The organism is Bacteroidota bacterium (assembly GCA_016715945.1).
Classification (GTDB): Bacteria; Bacteroidota; Bacteroidia; order Bacteroidales; family F082; genus JALNZU01.
On the sequence record JADJXJ010000003.1, the window covers coordinates 568,290 to 588,539 of the forward strand.

The following is a 20,250-nucleotide window of genomic DNA, read 5'->3' on the forward strand; positions in this document are numbered from 1 at the left end:
TGTATTTTAAAATTTACAAGGGCAAAGGTGAAAACCGAATTAGAAGAAAATTAGAATTTTACAGCAAACGAATGAAAATTGTTTTCAAAAGCGTAATTTATTTTCCATTGATAGCGGTTGCAAATTTCTTTTACGATTGCTAAACCTAAACCGCTGTTGGTGGTTTGTGAAGATGAAACAGCAAAGCGTTCAAATAGTTTTTCGTTGTTCAATGGTGTTTTTCCTGTGTTGGAAACGGTTAGTGTTTTGTCCGAAAAACTGATTTGTATTTTTCCTTGTTCGGTGTTGTGAATAATAGCATTGATAAGCAAATTATTGACAAGAATTTCAAGCAAAGTTTTGTTGCAAGTAAGGGTTAGTTTTTCGGAAAGGTTTTTATCAATGGTAATTTGTTTTGTTGTGGTGTAATCAATCAACAATTCAAGCGTTTCGTTTATTATTTCGGTCAATTCAATGGTCTCAATTTCTGCAAATTGGTTGTTTTCAATTTTTGCCAACAGCAACAAGTTTTTATTTATTCTTGTCATTCGGGAAAGCGGTAAATCAATCGCAGTCAATAATTCCGCTTGTTCGCTTGTAATGTTTTTGTTTTGCAACAACAAATTCAACTTTGATTTTAGAACTGCCAAAGGTGTTTGTAATTCGTGAGAAGCATTTTCAATAAATGTTTTTTGTTGGCTGTAAACAGAAATGTTTTTATCAATCAATTTTTGCAACGACTGATTGAGTTCCGCAAATTCTTCAATATCTGTCTTGTCAAATGAAACGGTTTGCTGTGTAGTCAAATCAAACGATTTTAATTTTTCAAGTGTGTTGCGGAAAGGTCGCCAAATTTGTTTGGCTATCTGTCTGTTTAGAAGTATAAAACCGATAACCAACAATGCAAAAAATAAAAGTGTTACAACCGCAATCGCAAACATTGTTTCGTCTGTTTCTTCTACATTGGTTTCAATTTGTAAATGATATAGTTTTCCGTTAATGTTGATGTAAGATGAAAGCACCCTAAAACGGTCAATCTCGTTATGTTCAACATATCTGTTTTGTTTTGTAATAGTATAGGTGCTGTCAGGCTTTGGAACGGATAAATCGATTGGTGTTAGTATGGTGCTGGGTTGTAACTTGTCCCAATTTTTAATCAAACTATTCAATTCGCTTTCTTCTATTTGAGTATTATTAAAACTGTTTTCAATTCGTTCCTTAACAATTTGGTTGTGTTCGTCCAATTCATCAAGCCAAATAAAATCTACTACCAAATAATAAACAGGTATGCTACACGCTAAAATAATTAAGGCATAAATCGTAAATGCTTTGAATGGTTTGTGTAACAGCTTGCTCATATTTCCCATTTGTAACCTGTTCCGTAAATTGTTTTTATGTAGTTGTTGTAACCCGCTTCTGTCAATTTCTTTTTCAGGTTTTTAACGTGAGCATAAACGAAATCGTGATTGTCAAACATATCGGCAATGTCGCCCGACAAATGCTCTGCCAATGCACTTTTTGAAATAACACGATTTTTGTTTCCGATGAAAAAAAGCAATAAATCAATTTCCTTTTTTGTCAATGAAATTTCAATGTCATTCACTTTTACGGTCTTGCCTAACAAGTCAATCGTTATTTCGTTTTGTTGAACAATGTTTGAACTGTTGAATTGTTTCCTGCGAATAAGAGAATGTATTCTTGCCGAAAGTTCCGAATGATGAAAAGGCTTTGCCAAATAATCGTCCGCACCAATTTGTAAACCTTTTACTTTGTCCTCAATAGAATTTTTTGCGGAAATAATAATTACTCCGTCTTGCTTGTTTTCTCGTTTTAACTGTTCTAACAAAGCAAGTCCGTTTCCGTCAGGAAGCATTAAATCCAATAAAATACAGTCGTATTGATAAACAGCAATTTTATCAGTTGCTTGATTGTAGTTTTCAGCAACTTCACACACATAGTTTTGTCCCGACAAGTATTTTACAATGTCCTGTGCAAGTTCTTTTTCATCTTCTACAATCAAGATTTTCATTCGCCAAATTTACAATTTGAATTTTGAAGAAATTTAGAATGTCCGTAAAAGTTGCGTTGGGATTGGCTCTTTTGCAAACTTTGGGTGGTGGGTGGGCTTGGTGCGGTTTGCAAATGTGCCAATGTGCGTTGGCTTAAAACTTCATTTTTTTTGTGCGTTGGGAAAAATAAAAATACAAAAGTGTCGGTTGTCGTGTCGGAAATGTCGGTCGGTGTGTTGTCGGGTTTTGGTCGGTCGGTTGATGTCTGCACGGTGGTCGGTTAGGGTTGCCGATAACGGTTTGCGGCTTGGCGAAGGGCGGGATTTTTAGCGCAAATGTTCATTCGAAGCACAAATGTTGAACCTTGCAAAAATGTTTCTACGAAGCACGAAACCCCGCCTTTTGCCAAACCGCTGTTAGCAGTAGTGGTTCTTTGTTCGTCCGTCATTTTGATAGTTTTAAAATTTTAAATGCTCCTTGTCCAACAATGAAAAATACAATTGTCCCAACGATAAGGTCAGGATATTTTGAGTTTGTCAAGTAAACAAGTCCGCCTGCTATAATTACTCCAAGATTTACAATTACGTCATTGGATGTAAAAATCATACTTGCTTGCATATGTGCGTCTTTGCTTTTACTTTTTTGCAGTAAATACAAACAAAGTCCGTTGCCGATAAGTGCAAGAATTGAAATAATTATCATTGTCTGAAATGCAGGAATTGTTTCACTGCCTACAAATCGTCTGATTACTTCAATGAAACCGAAAACGGCAAGTGTCAACTGAAAATAACCTGCTGATTTTGCGATGTTCTTTTTTCGTGTCATTGTCCCACCAACTGCAAAAAGTGCAAGTCCGTAAACTATGCTATCGGCAAGCATATCCAAGCTGTCCGCCACAAGTCCCATTGAGTTTGAAATAAAACCTGTTGTCACTTCAAGAGCAAAAAAGAAAAAGTTGATAGCTAAAACTTGCCAAAGCAATTTTCTTTCTCGGTTAGTGTTGTCTGTCGTTGCTGTGTAATTGTCTGCCGAAACGCTGTCAATAAGTGAAGTGTCAAGTTTTAAGTTATCAAGTCGCTGAAAAATTTGGTCGTGATTGCCTGTGTGAAAAACGGTCAGTTGTCTGTTTGCAATGTCAAATTCTAACGAGTTGATGTTTGTCAAGTCGGCAAGTTTCATCCGTATCATTTGTTCTTCGGATGGGCAGTCCATTTTTGATATTTTAAATGTCGTTTTCCTCATTGTCTATTGTTGTCGGCTGGTGCGTCCTACCATTACTGCTAACGTTTTCGGGCTTTGCGTTCGGGCGGGTTTCAGAGCGAAAAACTGTCAACCAGCATTGAACTTAAATAGAAGCCTAAGCTCCAAGTTTTGCACGTCACCCCGCCTGACGCAAAACCCTTGTTATATGCCGTTTTTCTTTCTGTCGCGTTTCTTTTCACATTCTTGTTTTAAAAGATCAAGCCACTTTTGCATACCTTTTTCTAAGTTCTTATTAAATGACTTTTTCAAAAGTTTTGCAAGGAAGCCTTCCATACTTTCGTCAACTGAAACTTTGGTTTGTCCGTTAGTTTCTGCTAATGTCCAGTTGTGAATAGCAAACATACCAAAAGATTTTCCTGTCCAGCCGAAGTTTTTATACGGCTCAACGGTGTGAAGAGTTGAATGAATTTTTTGCTCCACCAGTTTTCCAATCAAATGTAGTTTCTGGTTTTAATTCTCCATTCAATTTTGATTTACTGATATCAGCCTGCCAAGTTGCCCAATTGTCAATATTGGTCAATACTGCCCAAACTTTTCACTACTTGCGTTGATAGTGATTGTCTTGCTGCACTTTACTGGTGCGTTGTCATTGATACTTTTCATTTTGAATTGCTTTGTGCAAATGAACTCACTGAAATTATGAAGCCAATTACGGTTAGTAAATTTGATTTTGTGGTTCAATGATGTTAGTATTTAACGATGCAAAGGTATGCACAAAATCAAGCCTTACTCTTGATAAAAATCAAGAAGTTCTGCCAGCCGTTTTTTTTTTTCTTAGTCTGCTTAATGTTTCAGGCGCCATACCAAGCATTGAAGCTAAATATTGTAATGGCACTTGGTTAAACAATTCTTTATTGAAATTGAAAAGTTGATTGTATCTTTCCTCTGCTGTCATTGAAATGTGTTGCAAAACCCTGTCTTCTAAAACTGTAAAGCATTTACCTGATGAAAATTTTTCTAACTCAGACCAATATGGAATAATTTGTGCAATTTTTGATGGTCATTTTGTCAATAACATAGAGTTCACAATCGGTTAAAGCCTGAATATTCCAACGAGCTGGTTGCTCAAACATAAAACTTAATAAATCAACTACAAAATAGCCTTTTGTTGAAATCCATTTAGTTACTTCCTTGTTGTCCAATAAACACAAATTCTCTTAAGATACCTGTCTGAACGAAACCAAGTCTGTCCGAATGTCTGCCCTTTTTGAGAAAATAGTCGCCCTTTTTTAAAGTCACAGGTTTGAAAAACGAACTTATCTTAGTCAAGTCGTCTTTGTTAACACCAAAATAGGTCTGTATGTATTTTTCTAATTCTGTCATTATTGTTAGGTCGTTCTAAAATGGCATATAACGTTTTCGGGCTTTGCGTTCGGGCGGGTTTCAGAGCGAAAAACTGTCAACCAGCATTGAACTTAAATAGAAGCACAAAGCTCCAAGTTTGCACGTCACCCCGCCTGACGCAAAACCCTTGTTATATGCCGTTTTCTTTCTGTCGCGTTTCTTTTTCACATTCTTGTTTTAAAGATCAAGCCACTTTTGCATACCTTTTTCTAAGTTCTTATTAAATGACTTTTTCAAAAAGTTTTGCAGGAAGCCTTCCATACTTTCGTCAACTGAAACTTTGGTTTGTCCAGTTAGTTTCTGCTAATGTCCAGTTGTGAATAGCAAACATACCAAAAGATTTTCCTGTCCAGCCGAAGTTTTTATACGGCTCAACGGTGTGAAGAAGTTGAATGAATTTTTGCTCCACCAGTTTTCCAATCAAATGTAGTTTCTGGTTTTAATTCTCCATTCAATTTTGATTTACTGATATCAGCCTGCCAAGTTGCCCAATTGTCAATATTGGTCAATACTGCCCAAACTTTTTTCACTACTTGCGTTGATAGTGATGGTCTTGCTGCACTTTACTGGTGCGTGGTCATGGATACTTTTCATGTGTGAATTGCTTTGTGCAAATGAACTCACTGAAATTATGAAGCCAATTACGGTTAGTAAATTTGATTTTGTGGACATTGATGTTAGTATTTAACGATGCAAAGTATGCACAAAATCAAGCCTTACTCTTGATAAAAATCAAGAAGTTCTGCCAGCCGTTTTTTTTTTCTTAGTCTGCTTAATGTTTCAGGCGCCATACCAAGCATTGAAGCTAAATATTGTAATGGCACTTGGTTAAACAATTCTTTATTGAAATTGAAAAGTTGATTGTATCTTTCCTCTGCTGTCATTGAAATGTGTTGCAAAACCCTGTCTTCTAAAACTGTAAAGCATTTACCTATGAAAAATTTTTCTAACTCAGACCAATATGGAATAATTTGTGCAATTTTTTTGATGGTCATTTTTGTCAATAACATAGAGTTCACAATCGGTTAAAGCCTGAATATTCCAACGAGCTGGTTGCTCAAACATAAAACTTAATAAATCAACTACAAAATAGCCTTTTGTTGAAATCCATTTAGTTACTTCCTTGTTGTCAATAAACACAAATTCTCTTAAGATACCTGTCTGAACGAAACCAAGTCTGTCCGAATGTCTGCCCTTTTTGAGAAAATAGTCGCCCTTTTTTTAAAGTCACAGGTTTGAAAACGAACTTATCTTAGTCAAGTCGTCTTTGTTAACACCAAAATAGGTCTGTATGTATTTTTCTAATTCTGTCATTATTGTTAGGTCGTTCTAAAATGGCATATAACGGTTTGCGTGTATGTGCAGTAGCGGATTAGAAGCACTTTCCTGTCCGTTTAGCACAAAGTTTCTTAGAAGCACAGACCTTCGATTTACCACTTCACCCGCTATTGTCACATACACGCTGTTATGGGCTGGTTTTCATTATTTTATGCTGTAATCTCTTTTGGATTTTCGCCCCATTTGTTAGTTCCTTGTTGACTGTCTGTCACCATTAAAACTAATAACCAAATTGCTCCGACTAACGGTATTAGGACAATAAAGAACATCCATCCACTTTTTCCAACATCGTGTAATCGTCTAACTGCAACCGCTAATCCTGGAATAAATACTGCAAGAACATACAAACCATAAAACACTCCATAACCCAATTCTGGACTTGCAGTTCCGACAACATTGTCAATAATCATTGCGACAATTGCGAAAATCATATTGAATAGAACAAACATCCAATATTCTTTTCTTCTTGCTCTTCCGCTAAAATCAGCGTACTGTTTTAAACATTTTAAATACCAATTCATAATTTTGCCTTTATTTAGTTTTCCTACTCGTCTGGCTTTTCGGTTTCGCCCCGTTTTTTAAGTGGTTTCTGGTCTCCACTTTTGTTTATCAATTTTACAAAATAATTTTTAAGAACTATCAAAGTTGTCCCTTGGTGGTTCTCTTGTCTGTCGGTTTTCGTTTGGTTGTCTTTTAATAAACTTGCCCATAACGGGCAGGGTATTGCCGAAGGCGGGGACTTTTAGCACAAAAGTTTAATCGAAGAACAAAAGCTGAACCTTGCACATAAGTCCAATCGAAGCCGTTCAGCCCCGCTTTTGGCAATACCTTGTTATAGCCAGTGCCTTTTGTCGTCATTGCTTTGTCGTCTTAAATGATTTTATTAAAAAGTAGGTCATCGGTATAAAAATCAGTCCTAATGTCAATGGTAAAAACCAAACACCAAGTCCGCTTGTTTGTCCGTTTGCATTTCTGATTGTCTGTAACGAAATTAGTCCGAAGATTACAACAATAATGAACTTTAAATATCTTATCATTTTTGTCGCATTTGTATATTGTCGTAGTGCGTTGTCTGTGGTTATGTTGGTCGGATAATTAAAAACGTGTGGATATTTGTTTAGGATTGTCAGCCCTACAAAAAGAACTGTCGCAATTAATGGCAAAGTCAAAATGTTATCTTTTCCGCCAAAACCGTCTGCTTGTCCTGCACCATTGTAATGAATAGGAATTCTGTCGGGCAAGTTTGTATAGTTTGTAATTGTCAAAATCCAAATTGCAAGAATAGAAATCCAACCAAGGATTTCAAATGTCTTGTCGGTTGTCGTAAGTTCTAATTTAATTTTCGGTCTTTCGTTCATAACTTTTCAATTTTTGTACGGTCGTTCGTGGCATTGGCTATAACGTTTTGCCGCTTTGCGAAGGCGGGGATTTTCAGCACTAAACTTCACTAGATGCACAAAGCTTGAATTTAGCACTTCACTTTCATAGAAGCACGAAACCCCCGCTTTTGCAAAACGGCTGTTAGCAGTAGTGGTTCTGTCTGTCGTTGTTATTTCAAATTTCATTGTGTCCTAATGATTTTGCTAATTCTTTTGCAATCAAGCCGTCAATATTTTTCTTTGTCGTGTCTATACCTTTGCTTACTAAAAAAATCAAAAGTTTTTTTGTCATTATTTTTTGCAGCATAATGTAAAGCAGTCCAACCATTAATTGGATAAGCAAAATTCAAAGTCATAAAATCCATTGAACTTTTCTTCAAAGCTTCTTCCATTTTAATTATGTCCCCTTTCTCTGCTGCTTTCATAAATGATAGATTAATTTCTCTAAGTATGTTCAGTTTCTCTCTTGCATCACAATACTCATAATAATCTTGTCGTCTTTGTTCTTTCGTTCTTCCGCCATGAGCCGCTAATAATTCAATAATTTCATTTGAAGAAGTTAGGTCTATTGCTTCATAATTGTCTTGGTTAAAGTACGAAACAAACGCTCCATTATTTAAAAAAAATTGGACAAGATTAATATCGTTGAGTGCTGCTGCAATCAAAAGCCCAGTTGTTTCTCCAAAATCTTCTTCGTCAATATTGTGACCGTTTAAAAGTAAATGTTTTATTTGGTCGAATTGTTGAAAGGCTGTTGCCTGGGGTATTGTCTCTCCAACCATTCCGTTTGCTTTACAATAGTCAATAAGTTTTATCAGGTCAGGAAGTTTTCCAAGTCGTTTTCCATATTCACCTTTTTGATTTTCATTTAGCTGATAATAGTATCTATTTGTAGCTAAGTCAACTTTGTCAAGTTTGTGAATAAGGTTTCTATTGTTCTTAATTTCAGCAAGAACTAATTCCCATTTTTCACTATATAATATGTCGTTAATGTCTTTCATACCATTACTGCTAACGTTTTGCCGCTTGCCGCAGTGGGGGATTTCGGAGAACGTCACTGTCAACCAAGCACAAACTTTGATAGAAGCACTGCACTTGATTTAACCACGTCAGCCCCCATTGCGGCAAACGGCTGTTAGCGGTAGTTTTTCTTTCATATGTGTGTCACTTTGTAATGATATTTGTCTTGCAGTTTTTTAGAAACGATTGACCTATGGCAAGCGGCTGGATGTTCTTCCACACAAAATAAAACTACTCTGTTTGCTCCAACATTTTCAAGGTTTTCAATGAAGGTGTCGAAATCAAATTTTTCAAGTATCCTTTGTTTATATTCAGATGAAAATACTTCACCTAATTCCTGTCTTTCTCTTTTTAGTTCGCCTTTTTGCAAGTCAGCTTGTTTTTGCAATTCACGGATTTCTTTCGGTGGTGCTAATTGAAAAACGTGACCATATTTTATCTCAAGTTCCGCCAATTTTTTTTGAAGTCTGTTGCTATTTACAAAAGCATATTTCGAACCCCTTACTGCACGTCTTTGACGAATGTCGCAGAAAGTGTCAATTTTGTTTTCAACTAATTTGTTGAAAAATTCTTGTTCTGTGGAGTTATATACTCCTATTGTAAAAAATTCCATTATTCGTATTTTTTTCTTGATGTGAAACTTGTTTCATTGCCGAAAAGGTCAACAACACCTTTACCTTTTGTTAATACATTCATTACTGTAAATTGGTCTTTTGTTTTGTCAGGTTCAGTAATATGTTGAATTGTTATACCTTTTTTCAGTAGTTCCTGTCCGATTAACTTACTGCGATGACACTCTTCTGGTTTACTTTCACTACACATAACTGCTACGTTAATATCTTTCTCGTATGCTTTAATTAAACGTGCTAAACCTTCTTTGAAAAATTCCTTGTCTTTGATAAGGTCATAACTCACTTTGCCATCTATGTAACAAGAACGGTCAGAAGGCAAACCGCCAAGGTTATCACCCATATAAACGTAAGTGATATTAGCTGCTTCTAAATTATTCTTTAATAATTCACGGTTATATTGAGGATTATACTTCGAGTAAGGACTTGTCCGAACATCTATTAAATACCTTATATTGAAAGAACTGAGTTCTTTCAAAAAATCTTCAAAATTCTTATTCCCGTGTCCTATTGAGTAAATCATACTTGGTCGCCAATTTGATTTTCATAAAATGAAAAAGAACGTCCGTTAAACAAATCAGGGACTGTTATTATTGCCGTAACTTGTTTCCAGTATTGACCTTGAAATTGTCTTGTCAGACCAATTCGGATATACCGGTTAGGATTTGCGTTAAATGCTCTTATTAATTCGGTCGAGTAGTTGCTATTGTTTCTGCTTTTCTGATATTTGACAAATGCCAAAGTTAATAAGTCCGTCACAGGCACACCGTTATGAACTGTTCCTGCATTATCAATAAATGTCATACGGACTTTAAATTTTCCAAAGCTAATCTCATCCCACATTTGCAAAATCTGTCTTGTTTTTACAATGAATAAGGATTTGTCCTGAGGTTGCATTGCTTGGTTCAAGTCGGATATAGCCATTCTGTTTAACACATTCACAATTTCTTGGTCAGATAAATGTCGTATAAATCTTGGTGCAAAGTTCTCATTAATTATCCAATCTTCAGTATGATAAACTTGTTCTGGTCGGTAGTGTCTAAATCCAATTTCAACAAGATTAAAGTGACTGATTACCTGTGTCGTTCCGTCAAGTGTAAAGTCTCTTTGCAGTCCTGATTGAAACAACGGTCTAACAAAACGCCAAGTTTGAGGGTCAATTCCACTTACACAAATGTTACCCTGGTTCATACGGGTAATTCCTGTAATAATTATCTGTTTTCTGAATAGTCCTTGTCGGGCACAAGTATTACAAAGAACACCAGCATTTGAAAGAATTGGTGTCGTCAGTCGTTGTCCGCAGGCTATGCAATTTGTTTGTGTAACTGGCATCTGTGTTGTCTTTTAAAATTACCGCTAACGGTTCGCAGCTTGGCGTAGTGGCGGCATTCGGAGCACTTCACTGTCAACCAAGCACAAATGTTGATTTGAAAAACTACTGTTCAATTTACCACGTCCCCCGCCATTACGCCAAACCGCTGTTGGCTGCTGGTGTTCTGTCGTCCGTGTCTGCAAACCGTTGTCTATATTGAGTTTAACTGTCTTTGTCGTGTTGGTCTTTGCGGATGCGTATTTTTTATTTTCAGAAGGGTAGGGAAATTTTTTTAATTCAATTTTTTCAGGGTGGGAAAGGTGTAAGCTCTTTTGCAAGCTTTGCCCTGTGCTTGGGCTTGCGGGGCTTGCAAATGTGCTTACACCTGTGCGTTGGCTTGTTATTGTCTGTTTATTCATCAACTGCAAGTTCTTTGATTAAGTCAACTATTTTGTTGTTGCTGAACTGTGTCCTGAACTCAATTTTTACTTTGCCGTCAAAGAATTTTTCAGCGTGTTTTATTTTGAATTTTTCTTCGTCACGCAAACCGTCTTTACTGTTTACGTCTTTTGTCTCTACGATGAAGTTTAGTTTTTGCTCTCCGTCTTTAAACTTTAGCACATAAGCAAAGTCTGGCGAATATGATTTGCCACCTGCAACGGGAATTTTAATTGAGTTCTTCGGAATCTTGGTAAACACAATCACTTCCTTAATTTCTGTTTTGATGTTTGTTTTTTCTAAGTCAGAATCGTAATACAATTCTTCAAAGAAGTATGAGTCTGCCACATCTTCGTCTGAAAACAACACACCAACATCAGATGCAGAAATTTCTTTTAGCACATTGCCTTTCTCGTCTGTTAGTTTGGTCGGATGAATGCTGTTTGAAACCTTTTTATATTCAATCGAATATTTGTCAAAGGCTTGGGTCATTAAGAAAAAGTCAAAATTCTGTTTGATAACCCTTAATGTCGTTTGGTTGAGATACTTGTTTATGTCTGTGCCTGCGTCAATGATGGATTGATGTAGTGTTGTAATGTTTATGTTGAGAATTTTTGAAAGTTCTTTCAAAAAGTCGCTGTATTTCAAAATTGAAATAGTTGAAGTCTTGCGGTTGTAAACCGATTCAGGTTCGCTTGCTATTGCTTTGTTGTCCTTGATTTCTACTTTTGAAATTCTCTCGTTAATTCCATCAGAAGTAAAGTTGTCTTTTTGGGCTTTCAGAAATTCGGTAAACAGCGTTTTGAAATTTGCTTCGTTGTCAAACTTGTATTCAAGGATTACTTTTTCATTCAGTTTTTCCCAAAGGTCTTTCAGTTCTTGGTATTTCTCTGTTCTGACTACTACTTTCTTTTTAGGGTCGGTTGCTTTGCGAACCTTGTTAGAATTAACGCCTTCAAATATTCGTGAATAGTTCTGTTTTATAAAATCAAAACCGCCTGTCTTGAATGAGTTTGTTCTTGTTATTACATTGTTTGTGTCCAATACTTCTAAAAGTTCATCTTCGGTAGTTTCGTATAGTTCACAAATCTTTTTAATCATCTGTTCAGTGAGTTTGTCGGGAACTTGTTCAATAGAAATTGCTCCTGATTTCTGATTGATTTCACTCACCAACTTATCTACAAAGTCGCTTTCGGTAAAGTCAACAAAGTAGTTCAAATAAAATTGCTCATCTTTTACTCGATTGCCATATTCATTCACTGGCAAACGTAAACCACGCCCAACTTCTTGAAGTTTTGAAATTTCACTGCCACTGCTTCGGAGTTTGCAAATCTGAAATACGTTGGGATTGTCCCAACCTTCACGCAACGTCCATTTTGAAAAAATAAATCGTCTTGGATTTTCCAAGTCTAGCATTGCTTGCTTGTCGTGCAAAATTTCGTTTATCTCTTTTTCAATGGCTTCGTCTTTTTCGGTATTGTCTTTTGAAAAATATCCTGCGTGTGTTGCCGAAAGGTCAAGCAATGTCTTTTCAAGATAGGCTTTGTAAAAAGCATCCTTTTCTGTTTTTAGCAATTCTTCAATTTCTGCTTTGATGTATTGCTCAACAGTTTTTCGGATATATCCTTCTTTATTTCGGTATTCGTCTATGTTGTCAATGAAGAAAAGCGTTAAAGGTTTAATCTTCACTTCTCTTGTCAATAGCTGTTTTTCAATTTCAAAATGGTGTTTTATTGCCTTTTGAATCATTGTTTCCTGCAACTTTTCAGCATAAGAATAAGGGTTGATTTTATCGCCCTTTTTCATTTCTAAGCCGTTGGTTAATACAACCGTGCTTTTATTCAAATTTTCAATTCCCAAGTCAGACATTTCAGGATGTATCTTTTTCAGACTTTCTTTTTTAGAAACTGTTACGGTTTTTCGTCTCTCATTTTCAATCAATTCAAAACTGGCTTCTGTTCCATCTGAATCAATAAATTTTACGATTGCGTTTTCACCTGCATTAAATTCAGTAATGTGTCCGATTACGCCTTTCACTAAATTTCTGTTGAATGAATCAACGGCTGTTAGAGTGTAAATCAAGTTTTCATAACCTTGAAAAGTTGCACCATAACGCAAAATAAACTGGGGCTTCATTTTCTGAATATTCTCCCAAGTTTTATTGCCTTGCCCAAATTTGTGTGGCTCGTCAATAATCATAAAAGGTTTCGTTGCTCCAATGGCATCAAACGGAACAGTGTATTTGTCAAACAAACCTTTGTCAAAACTCTTTTGCATTGTTTCAGAGTTAATCATACCTGCGTTGATAATCATAACCTGAATGCTGTTTTTCTCAAAATTGCCCGAATTAACAAAACTTGTAACAGCAGGAGGAATATATGATTTTTTACTCTTGCTGTTTTTCTGACTTTCTACAATATGCAAATGAAGCGTTTTGCCATATTGTTCCTTGAAATGCTCACGGCTGCTGTCCGATCTCAAAAAGTCAATCGTTCCTGCTTTGATGGATAAGGTTGGAACTACTACTATGAATTTGAAAATGCCGTAGTTTTTATTGAGTTCAAAAATTGTTTTGGTGTAGGTATAAGTTTTACCTGTTCCTGTTTCCATCATTATATCAATGATGTTACTGTTACGTTTTATTTTTTCGTCAATACCGTTACTTTCTTGAACTGCTCTTAAATTTTGTGGATAAGCCCAATCGCTTAAAAAATTAAATGCAGGATTGATGTAATTCTTATCCGCTTCTGTGGGCTGAACAAGGCTAATATTCTCAAACACCGCAATAGTGCTATCTACTGCGTGTGATTGATGGTTTAGGTTCTTCTCAAAATTAAATCCCTTCATATTAATACCTTGTTATAAAGTCAATGTCGCTTTTTTTCTTGTTGTTGTAAGTTTTTACGTTTTCTGAAATCTCTCGTAAACTCTTGCTCTCCAAGTGATAGCCAAAGGCGATGATGCTTTTAGGTTCAAAATGTTTGTCCGTATCTATCTTTTCCAATAATGCTTTAAGGTTGTTTGTGGTAAAGCCTTTGTTCATTAAATACAATCTGCCATTGCCGTAATAAGCGGTGTAACCGCTTAAATCAACACTTTCTAAATCTTGTGTCAATGCAATACCGTCATACGTTTTCCAAGTAGTCAGTAATGCTTTGATGTCGTCTTCGGTGAGTTTGCCTGCATCAAAAAGGGTTTGCGATGGGTCAAACTGTTCGGCTTCAAAGTTGTAATCTTCCCAAATGGGAGTAGTTTGAAAAACTTTGAAAGTGTTTTGCTTTTTTAGCCGTTCTAATTTTTCAATTTCGGCTTTGGTTTCTTCGGTCTGAATCTCTGATTGTAGCTTTTTAATTTTCTCGTCTAAGCCTGCATTTATTTTTTTGGCAGCTCGCAGCAAACGCTCTTTGGTTATTTCAAATATGGTAGGCTCGGCTTTCAATTCATCTTTTACAAAATCGTAAGCCGTTTTGTTTTTCTTTGGGTCTATTGCTTCGGGCAGTTGCACCAAAATAAATTTCCTCCTATTGCCGCCATCTTCGGCATTGAGTTGCATTACCGCATCGCCTGTGGTGCCGGAGCCTGCGAAGAAGTCGAGGATGAGGTCATTATTTTCAGTTTTAAACTTACACAAATATTTAATTAGTGTTGTCGGTTTAGGATAATTAAATAATCCATCTTTTTGAAACAACCCATATAGCTCCTTATTAGCGTCTTCGTTAGTTCCAACAGAACATTCTTTTTTTGAAATAATATCAGCAGGTACTTTTATACGCTCCCCTTCTTTTTCATAGCGAATAGCAAATTTATCAGATTTAATATGAAATATTGTTCCATTATCAATTTCTTCGATTAAATTATCTTGTGTCCATTTAAATGGTCCCTTGAGTTTAAAATCCTTATCTGCTTTTCCATTAATAATTTGAATGTCAGTTAAGAGTTCAACTCTATCATAAATACCTTTTTTATATTCACCTTTTATTTTGAAGTTTACTTTTTCCGCTGGGAATTGAAGTATTCCTATGTTATTACTATCGTTAAGCAAAGGCATATCTCCACCATCCGTTATGCCACCATCAAAAACTTTGTTATTACTCCTTTTTTCAAAGCATAAAACAAATTCATATTTTTGTCTTACTTTTCTTGATAGGCTTGGAGGTGTTGATGTTTTATTCCATTTATATATTGTTACAAAATTCTCCTCCCCGAAAATCTCATCCATAAGCAACCGCAGTTGTGCCACTTCGTTGTCGTCAATCGAAACAAATATTACTCCATCATCTTTTAAAAGTTGTTTTGCAATGTAAAGTCGTGGGTACATAAAGGTGAGCCAAGCGCTGTGGCTGTTGCTATTGCTTTGTGTAAAATCTAAAATGCGTTTTGCTTTTTCTTCGTCAATGCCAATCAGGTTTTGGAGTTCTTTTACGGTATATTTTCTGTCATCGTTATACACAAATCCATCGCTGCCTGTATTGTAAGGCGGGTCTATGTAAATCATTTTTACTTGTTCGTAATAGGCATTGGCAAGGTGTTTCAGCACTTCCAAATTATCGCCTTTTATGAGCAAGTTTTCAGAATTAGCGTTTTCGGGTTTGCTATTATGAGTTTCGTCTGCTTTTAGCAAAGTGGTGGCAGGGTCGCTCGCCAAAAGTCTTGCGTAGCTTTTGCCTAACCAGTCTAAACCGTAACTCTCGGTAGAAAAACTTACTTCCTTTTCAGTTAGATTATTTTTGAATTTTTCTAATTGAAAATTTCCGTCTTTGTCAAAGCAATGCGGGAAATGAATTTTCAAAGTTTCCAAATCTTTATTTGGCACTTTTATGTTGTTCGTTATTTTTTGTTCCTTGCTCATTTCTTGTTCTTTTTAATGTCGTTGTCAATCAATAGTTCCTTTACATTTACGCCAAGAATTTCAGCGATTTCAAAAAGCACTTCAATTCGTGGTTGTTGTCTGTTTTGCACATAAGCATTTACCATATTGTAGCTTTTGCCTAATTGCTCGGCAAGCCAAGTCTGCTTGATGCCTTTTTCGTCCAACACTTCTTTTATTCTGTTCATTTGTTCAAATGATGTCAAGTCGCAAATATAGTTTTAAAATATTTTGTATCTCATTTTGCAAGATAAAAAGTAATCAAAATATTTTCAACATTCTCAAAGGTGCGTTGGCAAAAAATGGCTCTTTGACTTTTGCCGAAGGGTTTGGCTTGTGCGGTAGGAGCAAAAGCCAATGTGCCATTTGTGCGGCTGGCTAAAATTGAATTAAAAAAAATGTGCGGTGTGGAAAATAAAAAATACGTAACCCTTCGGCCACGAGCGTGTTGCTTGTTATTTTGGATTTTTTATTGGGAGTAGTTTGTACAGTTGGTTGGCCGGGTGGTCTGGAAGTACCTCGAGGGTATGGCTGAGCCAGCCAAAAGGTTCTACTTCATTGAGTTTGCAAGTGGCTAACAAGGAATAAATCATGGCTGCGCGCTTTGCTCCCTCATGCGAGCCTGCAAACAGATAGTTTTTTCGGCCAAGGGCTACAGGACGTATGGTGTTTTCAATCAGGTTGTTGTCCATTTGATATCGTCCGTCATCGAGGTATCTTATCAGTCTTGGCCAAAGGGTCAACATGTAAGTGATGGCCTGGCCAATGGCGCTTTTGGGCAAGACACAGGCATGTTGCTCACTGAGCCACCGATGCAACTGCTCAAGCACAGGTTGGGCCTGTTGCTGTCTGAGGATTTTTATCTCATCATGGTTCAGGTGATTCTCTTTTGCCATGCGCTCAATCTGGTATAGCTTGCCTATAAGCAACAGGGCAGTTTCAGCCCGTTGGCTGTCGTTATCCAATGCCTTTTCAAAATTGCGTCTGGCATGTGCCATGCAGGCAAGTTGCAAGATATGGCCTTTGAGTCTTAATCCGTTGTATGCTGCATAACCATCGGTTTGAAGCACTCCGCTAAAGTCTTTCAAAAACTTCTCCGGGCCTTCGCGTCCGCGCCCTGCTTGGTAGTCGAATACCACAAGGCGCTCCATCGGATCGTGGTACACCCAGAGGTAACCTTTGTGTGTTGAGCCCGGCTTGTCTTTTGTCAATACTGCAATGGGCGTTTCATCGGCCTGAAGGTAGCCCGAGGATTGAACTTTTGCCACAAGGCTATGGTATAGCGGTTCAAGCAACTGACAGCTGGCGCTGAACCATCCGTTGATGGTTGACTCTGACAACTGAAGCTTCTGACGTTTGAACATTTGTACCTGACGGTAAAATGGCAGGTGATCTGCGTATTTACTCACTATCAGGTGAGCCAACATGCTTGCGCCGGCATTACCTTTCTCGATAGGCAGGCTCGGAAGCTCGGCTATGGCTATCTGTGTTTGTTCCTGGTTCTGACCAAGCACATACTTGGGGCGCACAATCTGCCTGACATAGATGCTGCCAGGCTCGTATTCAAGTACCTCCGTGATGGCATTACCAATGAAGCGGGCGCCCTCAGGAAGGTTCTGTGGTTCGATGACCTGCTGTTTGCGTGGCAAATGGGCCGGAAGTTCAAGACGAAGCGGTTGTTGCTTGTTTTTTTGCCCGGCTTTTGTACGGGTGTAGTTTATTTGCTGGGTCTGGGGCTCCGGTTTCTGAGGTTCCGGCAGCTCGAAAAGGGTTAGTTGATTGGGATTGGCAGCCACAAACCGTTCGCTCTTTGCACCAAATAGCATACGCTTGAGCTGGGCAAGTTCATGCTTGAGCAGCTAGAGCTCGACCACCATCGCATCATATTCCGATACCATGTCCTTATGCCGTGCAAGCTCTTGACGAAGCATATTGAGCTCGGCCAGTAAGGCTTGATGTGCTGCTTTGGAAATAGTGATTGTTTCTGTGCTTGCCATAGGGCAAAATTACAGAATCAACCTGCTGGAAATGACCGCCTTAAACCTTAGTTTCCAACAAAATCATGTCGATAAAATCGCTTGTTTTTTCTTGCATTTTCCATTGAAATACCATTGATTATCATCACCAGCTGGCTATAGTCGAGCATCTGGTTTTTCACCCCATCCATACTTTGTTTGGGCAGTTGCAGCCTGCCTTGCTCGAGTCGCTTGTAAAACAGTACGAACCCTCCGGGTTCCCACCGAAGCATTTTGATGCAGTTGCGTGGCTTGTTAATGAAAATGTACAAATCTCCGCTCATGGGGTTTTGGCCAAGCTTGCTTGTGACCAGCCCGCATAAGCCGTCGAAACTTTTACGCATGTCTGTTGGCTCAAGGTAGAGAAAATACCTTGCCGAAGTAATGGAAAACATATCATCACATCCGGATTAAACATTTGAGCAGCGATACAGGGGTAGACAACGGCACATGAAGCTCAATGCCATTGGGATAACGAATCAACAGGTTTGTGCTACATGGCCCATTCAACTGCACAAAGCCTCCAGTTGCCTGCTCCTTTGAACGATACTTATTTACCCAGTAACGAAATGTGTAAAGCTTCATCCCATTTGCCATTGCAAACGACCTTTGACTTTGACCACTTTGTCCCTCACTGCTCAACCAAAAAAAACATTTTGTCTTTGCGCTCTTTACGAATCATATCCCAAAAATTTTAAGCGCAAATATCTGCAACCCAACCCCATCCTAAAATATGCTCGTGGCCGAAGGGTTACAAAAATACAGAAGGGTCGGTCCCGAATGCTTTCGGGATCAGCTTACCCCTTGCCCGTTTGTTGTATCGTTTCTATGTCTGTGTTCACCTGTCAAAATGGTTTACTTTTTCTGTTTCTGTCACTCATTTGTTTGCCGTGTCGCAGTCTTTTACACTTGCAGCCAACGTCCGCAGCTATGCCAAGTGCGGGATTGCGTAATTAAGTCCGTATCACACGCACCAAAAATGCACGCGGGAACTTAACTTTCAAAACCTCTGAAACCCGCATTTGGTATAGGTGCTGTTGGTTGCCGTTTTTTATTTTTTCTTTGTTATCAATATTTTATCAATTTTATGCCCATCAACATCAACTATTTCAATCTTATAATCCATATAATCAACTTTATCGCCTACTTGAGGGATTTTACCAATTTGATTATAAACAAAACCTGCTACAGTAGAATAGTCAATTTTTTCAAAATCAACTGTAAAATCTATAATTATCTCGTTAAGTGTTTCAATAGGTGCATCACCACTTACTAATATAGAATTATCATCTCTTATAAATACATCTGGTTCATATAATTCTCCTTCTTCAGGTATTCGTCCAACAATATTTTCAACAATATCATGTAGTGTTATTAATCCTTCAAAACCACCGTACTCATTCACAACACAACAAAGGTGAACTTTCTTCTGCCTAAATAATTCTAAAACTTTTTGGGCATCCATATTGTCGGGTACAATTAATGGTTCAACTATAATAGTTTTGATATCAAAAATCTTTAACTGTGAAATCGATTTGTAAAAATCTCTTAAATAAATTATACCTGTAAAATTGTCTAAGCCGCCACTGCAACAAACTAATTTACTATGTTTGGCGTTATACAATTTGAGTTTAATATCATCAAAACTGTCGTCTGTATCAATCCACTCTACATCGGTTCTGTGAGTCATTATGTGTTTTGCTTTCTTGTCTGCAAAATAAAATACTTTTTCATGAATGATGTTTTGTTCTTTCTCAATAACACCTTCAGATGATGCAACTTTTAACATGTGACGTAATTCTGCTTCTGTCAATTGTTCGGTTTGTTTTTTAATCCCGATTATTTTATTCACAAAATTTGTTGAAATTGATAAAAGCCTTACAAATGGATAAAAAGTACTGCTAAAATAATAAATCATTGGAGCAACTCGAATTGCAATCTTGTCAGGGTTATTTAATGCTATCGTTTTGGGAACTAATTCTCCTATTACAATAGAAAAATAAGTTATTATTACAACAGTTAATGTTAATGCTATTTGATTTGCATAGTTTTGAGTAATTTCAAAATTTTGAAAAAACGGAGTAACATCATCCGCAATATTCATGCCTCCATAAACCCCTGTTACTATCCCAACTAAAGTTATCCCTACTTGAATTGCTGATAAAAAATTCTCAGAATTGTCAAGTAATTTTAATGCTATTTTTGCCCCTTTGCTCCCTTCTATTCTTCTTTGTTCTAATCTAGCCCTTTTGCTTGAAACTAAAGCAATCTCAGATAGTGCAAAAAATCCATTTACTAAAATTAAAATTACTAAAACTACAATTTCCATATATTCCTGCTTAATCTGTGTCGTTTTTTAAAATGGCAACCAACGTTTTGGCGCTTGGCGCAGTGGCGGATTTCGGAGCACTAAACTGTCAATACACCACAAAAGTTGATGCGAGGTAGAATGTTCAATTAACCACGTCACCCGCCATTGCGCCAAACGCCTGTTGGGTGCTGGTGTTCTTGTCTTCCGTGTCTGTAAACCATTGGCCCTATTGAGTTTTACTGTCTTTTTTTTTGCTGTGGTGGTATGAGCGTTTGCGTATTTTTTATTTTCAGAAGGGAGGTGTTTTTTTTAATTTAATTTTTCTTGCGGTGGATTTGCAAGCTCT

The 20,250-nt window shown here is 37.2% G+C and carries 16 protein-coding genes and 4 pseudogenes; all 20 read right to left on the reverse strand.

What is annotated here, in order from left to right; genetic code table 11:
- Positions 1 to 50: 50 nt before the first annotated feature.
- The 20 genes and pseudogenes from IPM52_12730 to IPM52_12825 all read right to left on the reverse strand — a co-directional run bounded on the left by IPM52_12730 (position 51) and on the right by IPM52_12825 (position 19,922).
- Positions 51 to 1,337 carry a HAMP domain-containing histidine kinase gene (locus tag IPM52_12730; protein MBK9292474.1) on the reverse strand — a complete coding sequence of 429 codons (1,287 nt, stop codon included), beginning with the start codon at positions 1,335 to 1,337 and terminating at the stop codon, positions 51 to 53.
- The gene (locus IPM52_12735; protein MBK9292475.1) at positions 1,334 to 2,008 is read right to left on the reverse strand and encodes a response regulator transcription factor; all 675 of its coding nucleotides are present in this window, start codon (positions 2,006 to 2,008) and stop codon (positions 1,334 to 1,336) included. Before IPM52_12735 ends, IPM52_12730 begins: the two co-directional genes overlap by 4 nt.
- Before the next feature lie 424 nt (positions 2,009 to 2,432).
- On the reverse strand, positions 2,433 to 3,230 hold the full coding sequence (locus tag IPM52_12740) for a cation transporter (protein MBK9292476.1): 798 nt from the start codon (positions 3,228 to 3,230) through the stop codon (positions 2,433 to 2,435).
- A gap of 162 nt (positions 3,231 to 3,392) precedes the next feature.
- Positions 3,393 to 3,854: pseudogene (locus tag IPM52_12745) on the reverse strand (SRPBCC family protein).
- Positions 3,855 to 3,993: 139 nt separating this feature from the next.
- Positions 3,994 to 4,574, reverse strand: a pseudogene (locus IPM52_12750) (Crp/Fnr family transcriptional regulator).
- 198 nt (positions 4,575 to 4,772) lie between these two features.
- Positions 4,773 to 5,189: pseudogene (locus tag IPM52_12755) on the reverse strand (SRPBCC family protein).
- Positions 5,190 to 5,311: 122 nt separating this feature from the next.
- Positions 5,312 to 5,909: pseudogene (locus tag IPM52_12760) on the reverse strand (Crp/Fnr family transcriptional regulator).
- Between the two features lie 173 nt (positions 5,910 to 6,082).
- Positions 6,083 to 6,454: a DUF805 domain-containing protein gene (locus IPM52_12765; protein MBK9292477.1), complete on the reverse strand. Its 372-nt coding sequence runs from the start codon at positions 6,452 to 6,454 to the stop codon at positions 6,083 to 6,085.
- A gap of 333 nt (positions 6,455 to 6,787) precedes the next feature.
- Positions 6,788 to 7,291, reverse strand: a complete 504-nt coding sequence (locus tag IPM52_12770) for a DUF1648 domain-containing protein (GenBank protein ID MBK9292478.1) — start codon at positions 7,289 to 7,291, stop codon at positions 6,788 to 6,790.
- A gap of 248 nt (positions 7,292 to 7,539) precedes the next feature.
- Positions 7,540 to 8,313 carry a hypothetical protein gene (locus IPM52_12775; GenBank protein ID MBK9292479.1) on the reverse strand — a complete coding sequence of 258 codons (774 nt, stop codon included), beginning with the start codon at positions 8,311 to 8,313 and terminating at the stop codon, positions 7,540 to 7,542.
- Between the two features lie 152 nt (positions 8,314 to 8,465).
- Positions 8,466 to 8,945, reverse strand: a complete 480-nt coding sequence (locus tag IPM52_12780; protein MBK9292480.1) for a DUF488 domain-containing protein — start codon at positions 8,943 to 8,945, stop codon at positions 8,466 to 8,468.
- Positions 8,945 to 9,484 (reverse strand): DUF488 domain-containing protein, encoded by a 540-nt coding sequence (locus IPM52_12785; protein ID MBK9292481.1) that lies wholly within the window; start codon positions 9,482 to 9,484, stop codon positions 8,945 to 8,947. The genes IPM52_12780 and IPM52_12785 overlap by 1 nt, the downstream gene beginning before the upstream one ends.
- On the reverse strand, positions 9,481 to 10,293 hold the full coding sequence (locus IPM52_12790; GenBank protein ID MBK9292482.1) for a hypothetical protein: 813 nt from the start codon (positions 10,291 to 10,293) through the stop codon (positions 9,481 to 9,483). Before IPM52_12790 ends, IPM52_12785 begins: the two co-directional genes overlap by 4 nt.
- Before the next feature lie 24 nt (positions 10,294 to 10,317).
- A complete protein-coding gene (locus IPM52_12795; protein ID MBK9292483.1) occupies positions 10,318 to 10,692 on the reverse strand; it encodes a hypothetical protein in 375 nt (124 codons plus the stop codon).
- Positions 10,685 to 13,558, reverse strand: coding sequence for a type III restriction-modification system endonuclease (locus IPM52_12800; protein MBK9292484.1), 2,874 nt, complete (start codon positions 13,556 to 13,558; stop codon positions 10,685 to 10,687). The genes IPM52_12795 and IPM52_12800 overlap by 8 nt, the downstream gene beginning before the upstream one ends.
- A gap of 1 nt (position 13,559) precedes the next feature.
- Positions 13,560 to 15,560, reverse strand: coding sequence for a site-specific DNA-methyltransferase (locus tag IPM52_12805; GenBank protein MBK9292485.1), 2,001 nt, complete (start codon positions 15,558 to 15,560; stop codon positions 13,560 to 13,562).
- On the reverse strand, positions 15,557 to 15,766 hold the full coding sequence (locus IPM52_12810) for a helix-turn-helix transcriptional regulator (protein ID MBK9292486.1): 210 nt from the start codon (positions 15,764 to 15,766) through the stop codon (positions 15,557 to 15,559). Before IPM52_12810 ends, IPM52_12805 begins: the two co-directional genes overlap by 4 nt.
- Before the next feature lie 267 nt (positions 15,767 to 16,033).
- Positions 16,034 to 17,404, reverse strand: coding sequence for an IS66 family transposase (locus IPM52_12815; protein ID MBK9292487.1), 1,371 nt, complete (start codon positions 17,402 to 17,404; stop codon positions 16,034 to 16,036).
- A 218-nt stretch (positions 17,405 to 17,622) separates the two neighbouring features.
- The gene (gene tnpB / locus IPM52_12820; protein ID MBK9292488.1) at positions 17,623 to 17,988 is read right to left on the reverse strand and encodes an IS66 family insertion sequence element accessory protein TnpB; all 366 of its coding nucleotides are present in this window, start codon (positions 17,986 to 17,988) and stop codon (positions 17,623 to 17,625) included.
- A 656-nt stretch (positions 17,989 to 18,644) separates the two neighbouring features.
- Positions 18,645 to 19,922, reverse strand: coding sequence for an HlyC/CorC family transporter (locus IPM52_12825; GenBank protein MBK9292489.1), 1,278 nt, complete (start codon positions 19,920 to 19,922; stop codon positions 18,645 to 18,647).
- Positions 19,923 to 20,250 lie beyond the last annotated feature (328 nt).

Bases quoted from the DNA above. Each gene is read 5' to 3' on its own strand.
- IPM52_12730 (MBK9292474.1), bottom strand. From the start codon at position 1,337: ATGAGCAAGCTGTTACACAAACCATTCAAAGCATTTACGATTTATGCC.
- IPM52_12735 (MBK9292475.1), bottom strand. From the start codon at position 2,008: ATGAAAATCTTGATTGTAGAAGATGAAAAAGAACTTGCACAGGACATT.
- IPM52_12740 (MBK9292476.1), bottom strand. From the start codon at position 3,230: ATGAGGAAAACGACATTTAAAATATCAAAAATGGACTGCCCATCCGAA.
- IPM52_12765 (MBK9292477.1), bottom strand. From the start codon at position 6,454: ATGAATTGGTATTTAAAATGTTTAAAACAGTACGCTGATTTTAGCGGA.
- IPM52_12770 (MBK9292478.1), bottom strand. From the start codon at position 7,291: ATGAACGAAAGACCGAAAATTAAATTAGAACTTACGACAACCGACAAG.
- IPM52_12775 (MBK9292479.1), bottom strand. From the start codon at position 8,313: ATGAAAGACATTAACGACATATTATATAGTGAAAAATGGGAATTAGTT.
- IPM52_12780 (MBK9292480.1), bottom strand. From the start codon at position 8,945: ATGGAATTTTTTACAATAGGAGTATATAACTCCACAGAACAAGAATTT.
- IPM52_12785 (MBK9292481.1), bottom strand. From the start codon at position 9,484: ATGATTTACTCAATAGGACACGGGAATAAGAATTTTGAAGATTTTTTG.
- IPM52_12790 (MBK9292482.1), bottom strand. From the start codon at position 10,293: ATGCCAGTTACACAAACAAATTGCATAGCCTGCGGACAACGACTGACG.
- IPM52_12795 (MBK9292483.1), bottom strand. From the start codon at position 10,692: ATGAATAAACAGACAATAACAAGCCAACGCACAGGTGTAAGCACATTT.
- IPM52_12800 (MBK9292484.1), bottom strand. From the start codon at position 13,558: ATGAAGGGATTTAATTTTGAGAAGAACCTAAACCATCAATCACACGCA.
- IPM52_12805 (MBK9292485.1), bottom strand. From the start codon at position 15,560: ATGAGCAAGGAACAAAAAATAACGAACAACATAAAAGTGCCAAATAAA.
- IPM52_12810 (MBK9292486.1), bottom strand. From the start codon at position 15,766: ATGAACAGAATAAAAGAAGTGTTGGACGAAAAAGGCATCAAGCAGACT.
- IPM52_12815 (MBK9292487.1), bottom strand. From the start codon at position 17,404: ATGCTATTTGGTGCAAAGAGCGAACGGTTTGTGGCTGCCAATCCCAAT.
- tnpB (MBK9292488.1), bottom strand. From the start codon at position 17,988: ATGTTTTCCATTACTTCGGCAAGGTATTTTCTCTACCTTGAGCCAACA.
- IPM52_12825 (MBK9292489.1), bottom strand. From the start codon at position 19,922: ATGGAAATTGTAGTTTTAGTAATTTTAATTTTAGTAAATGGATTTTTT.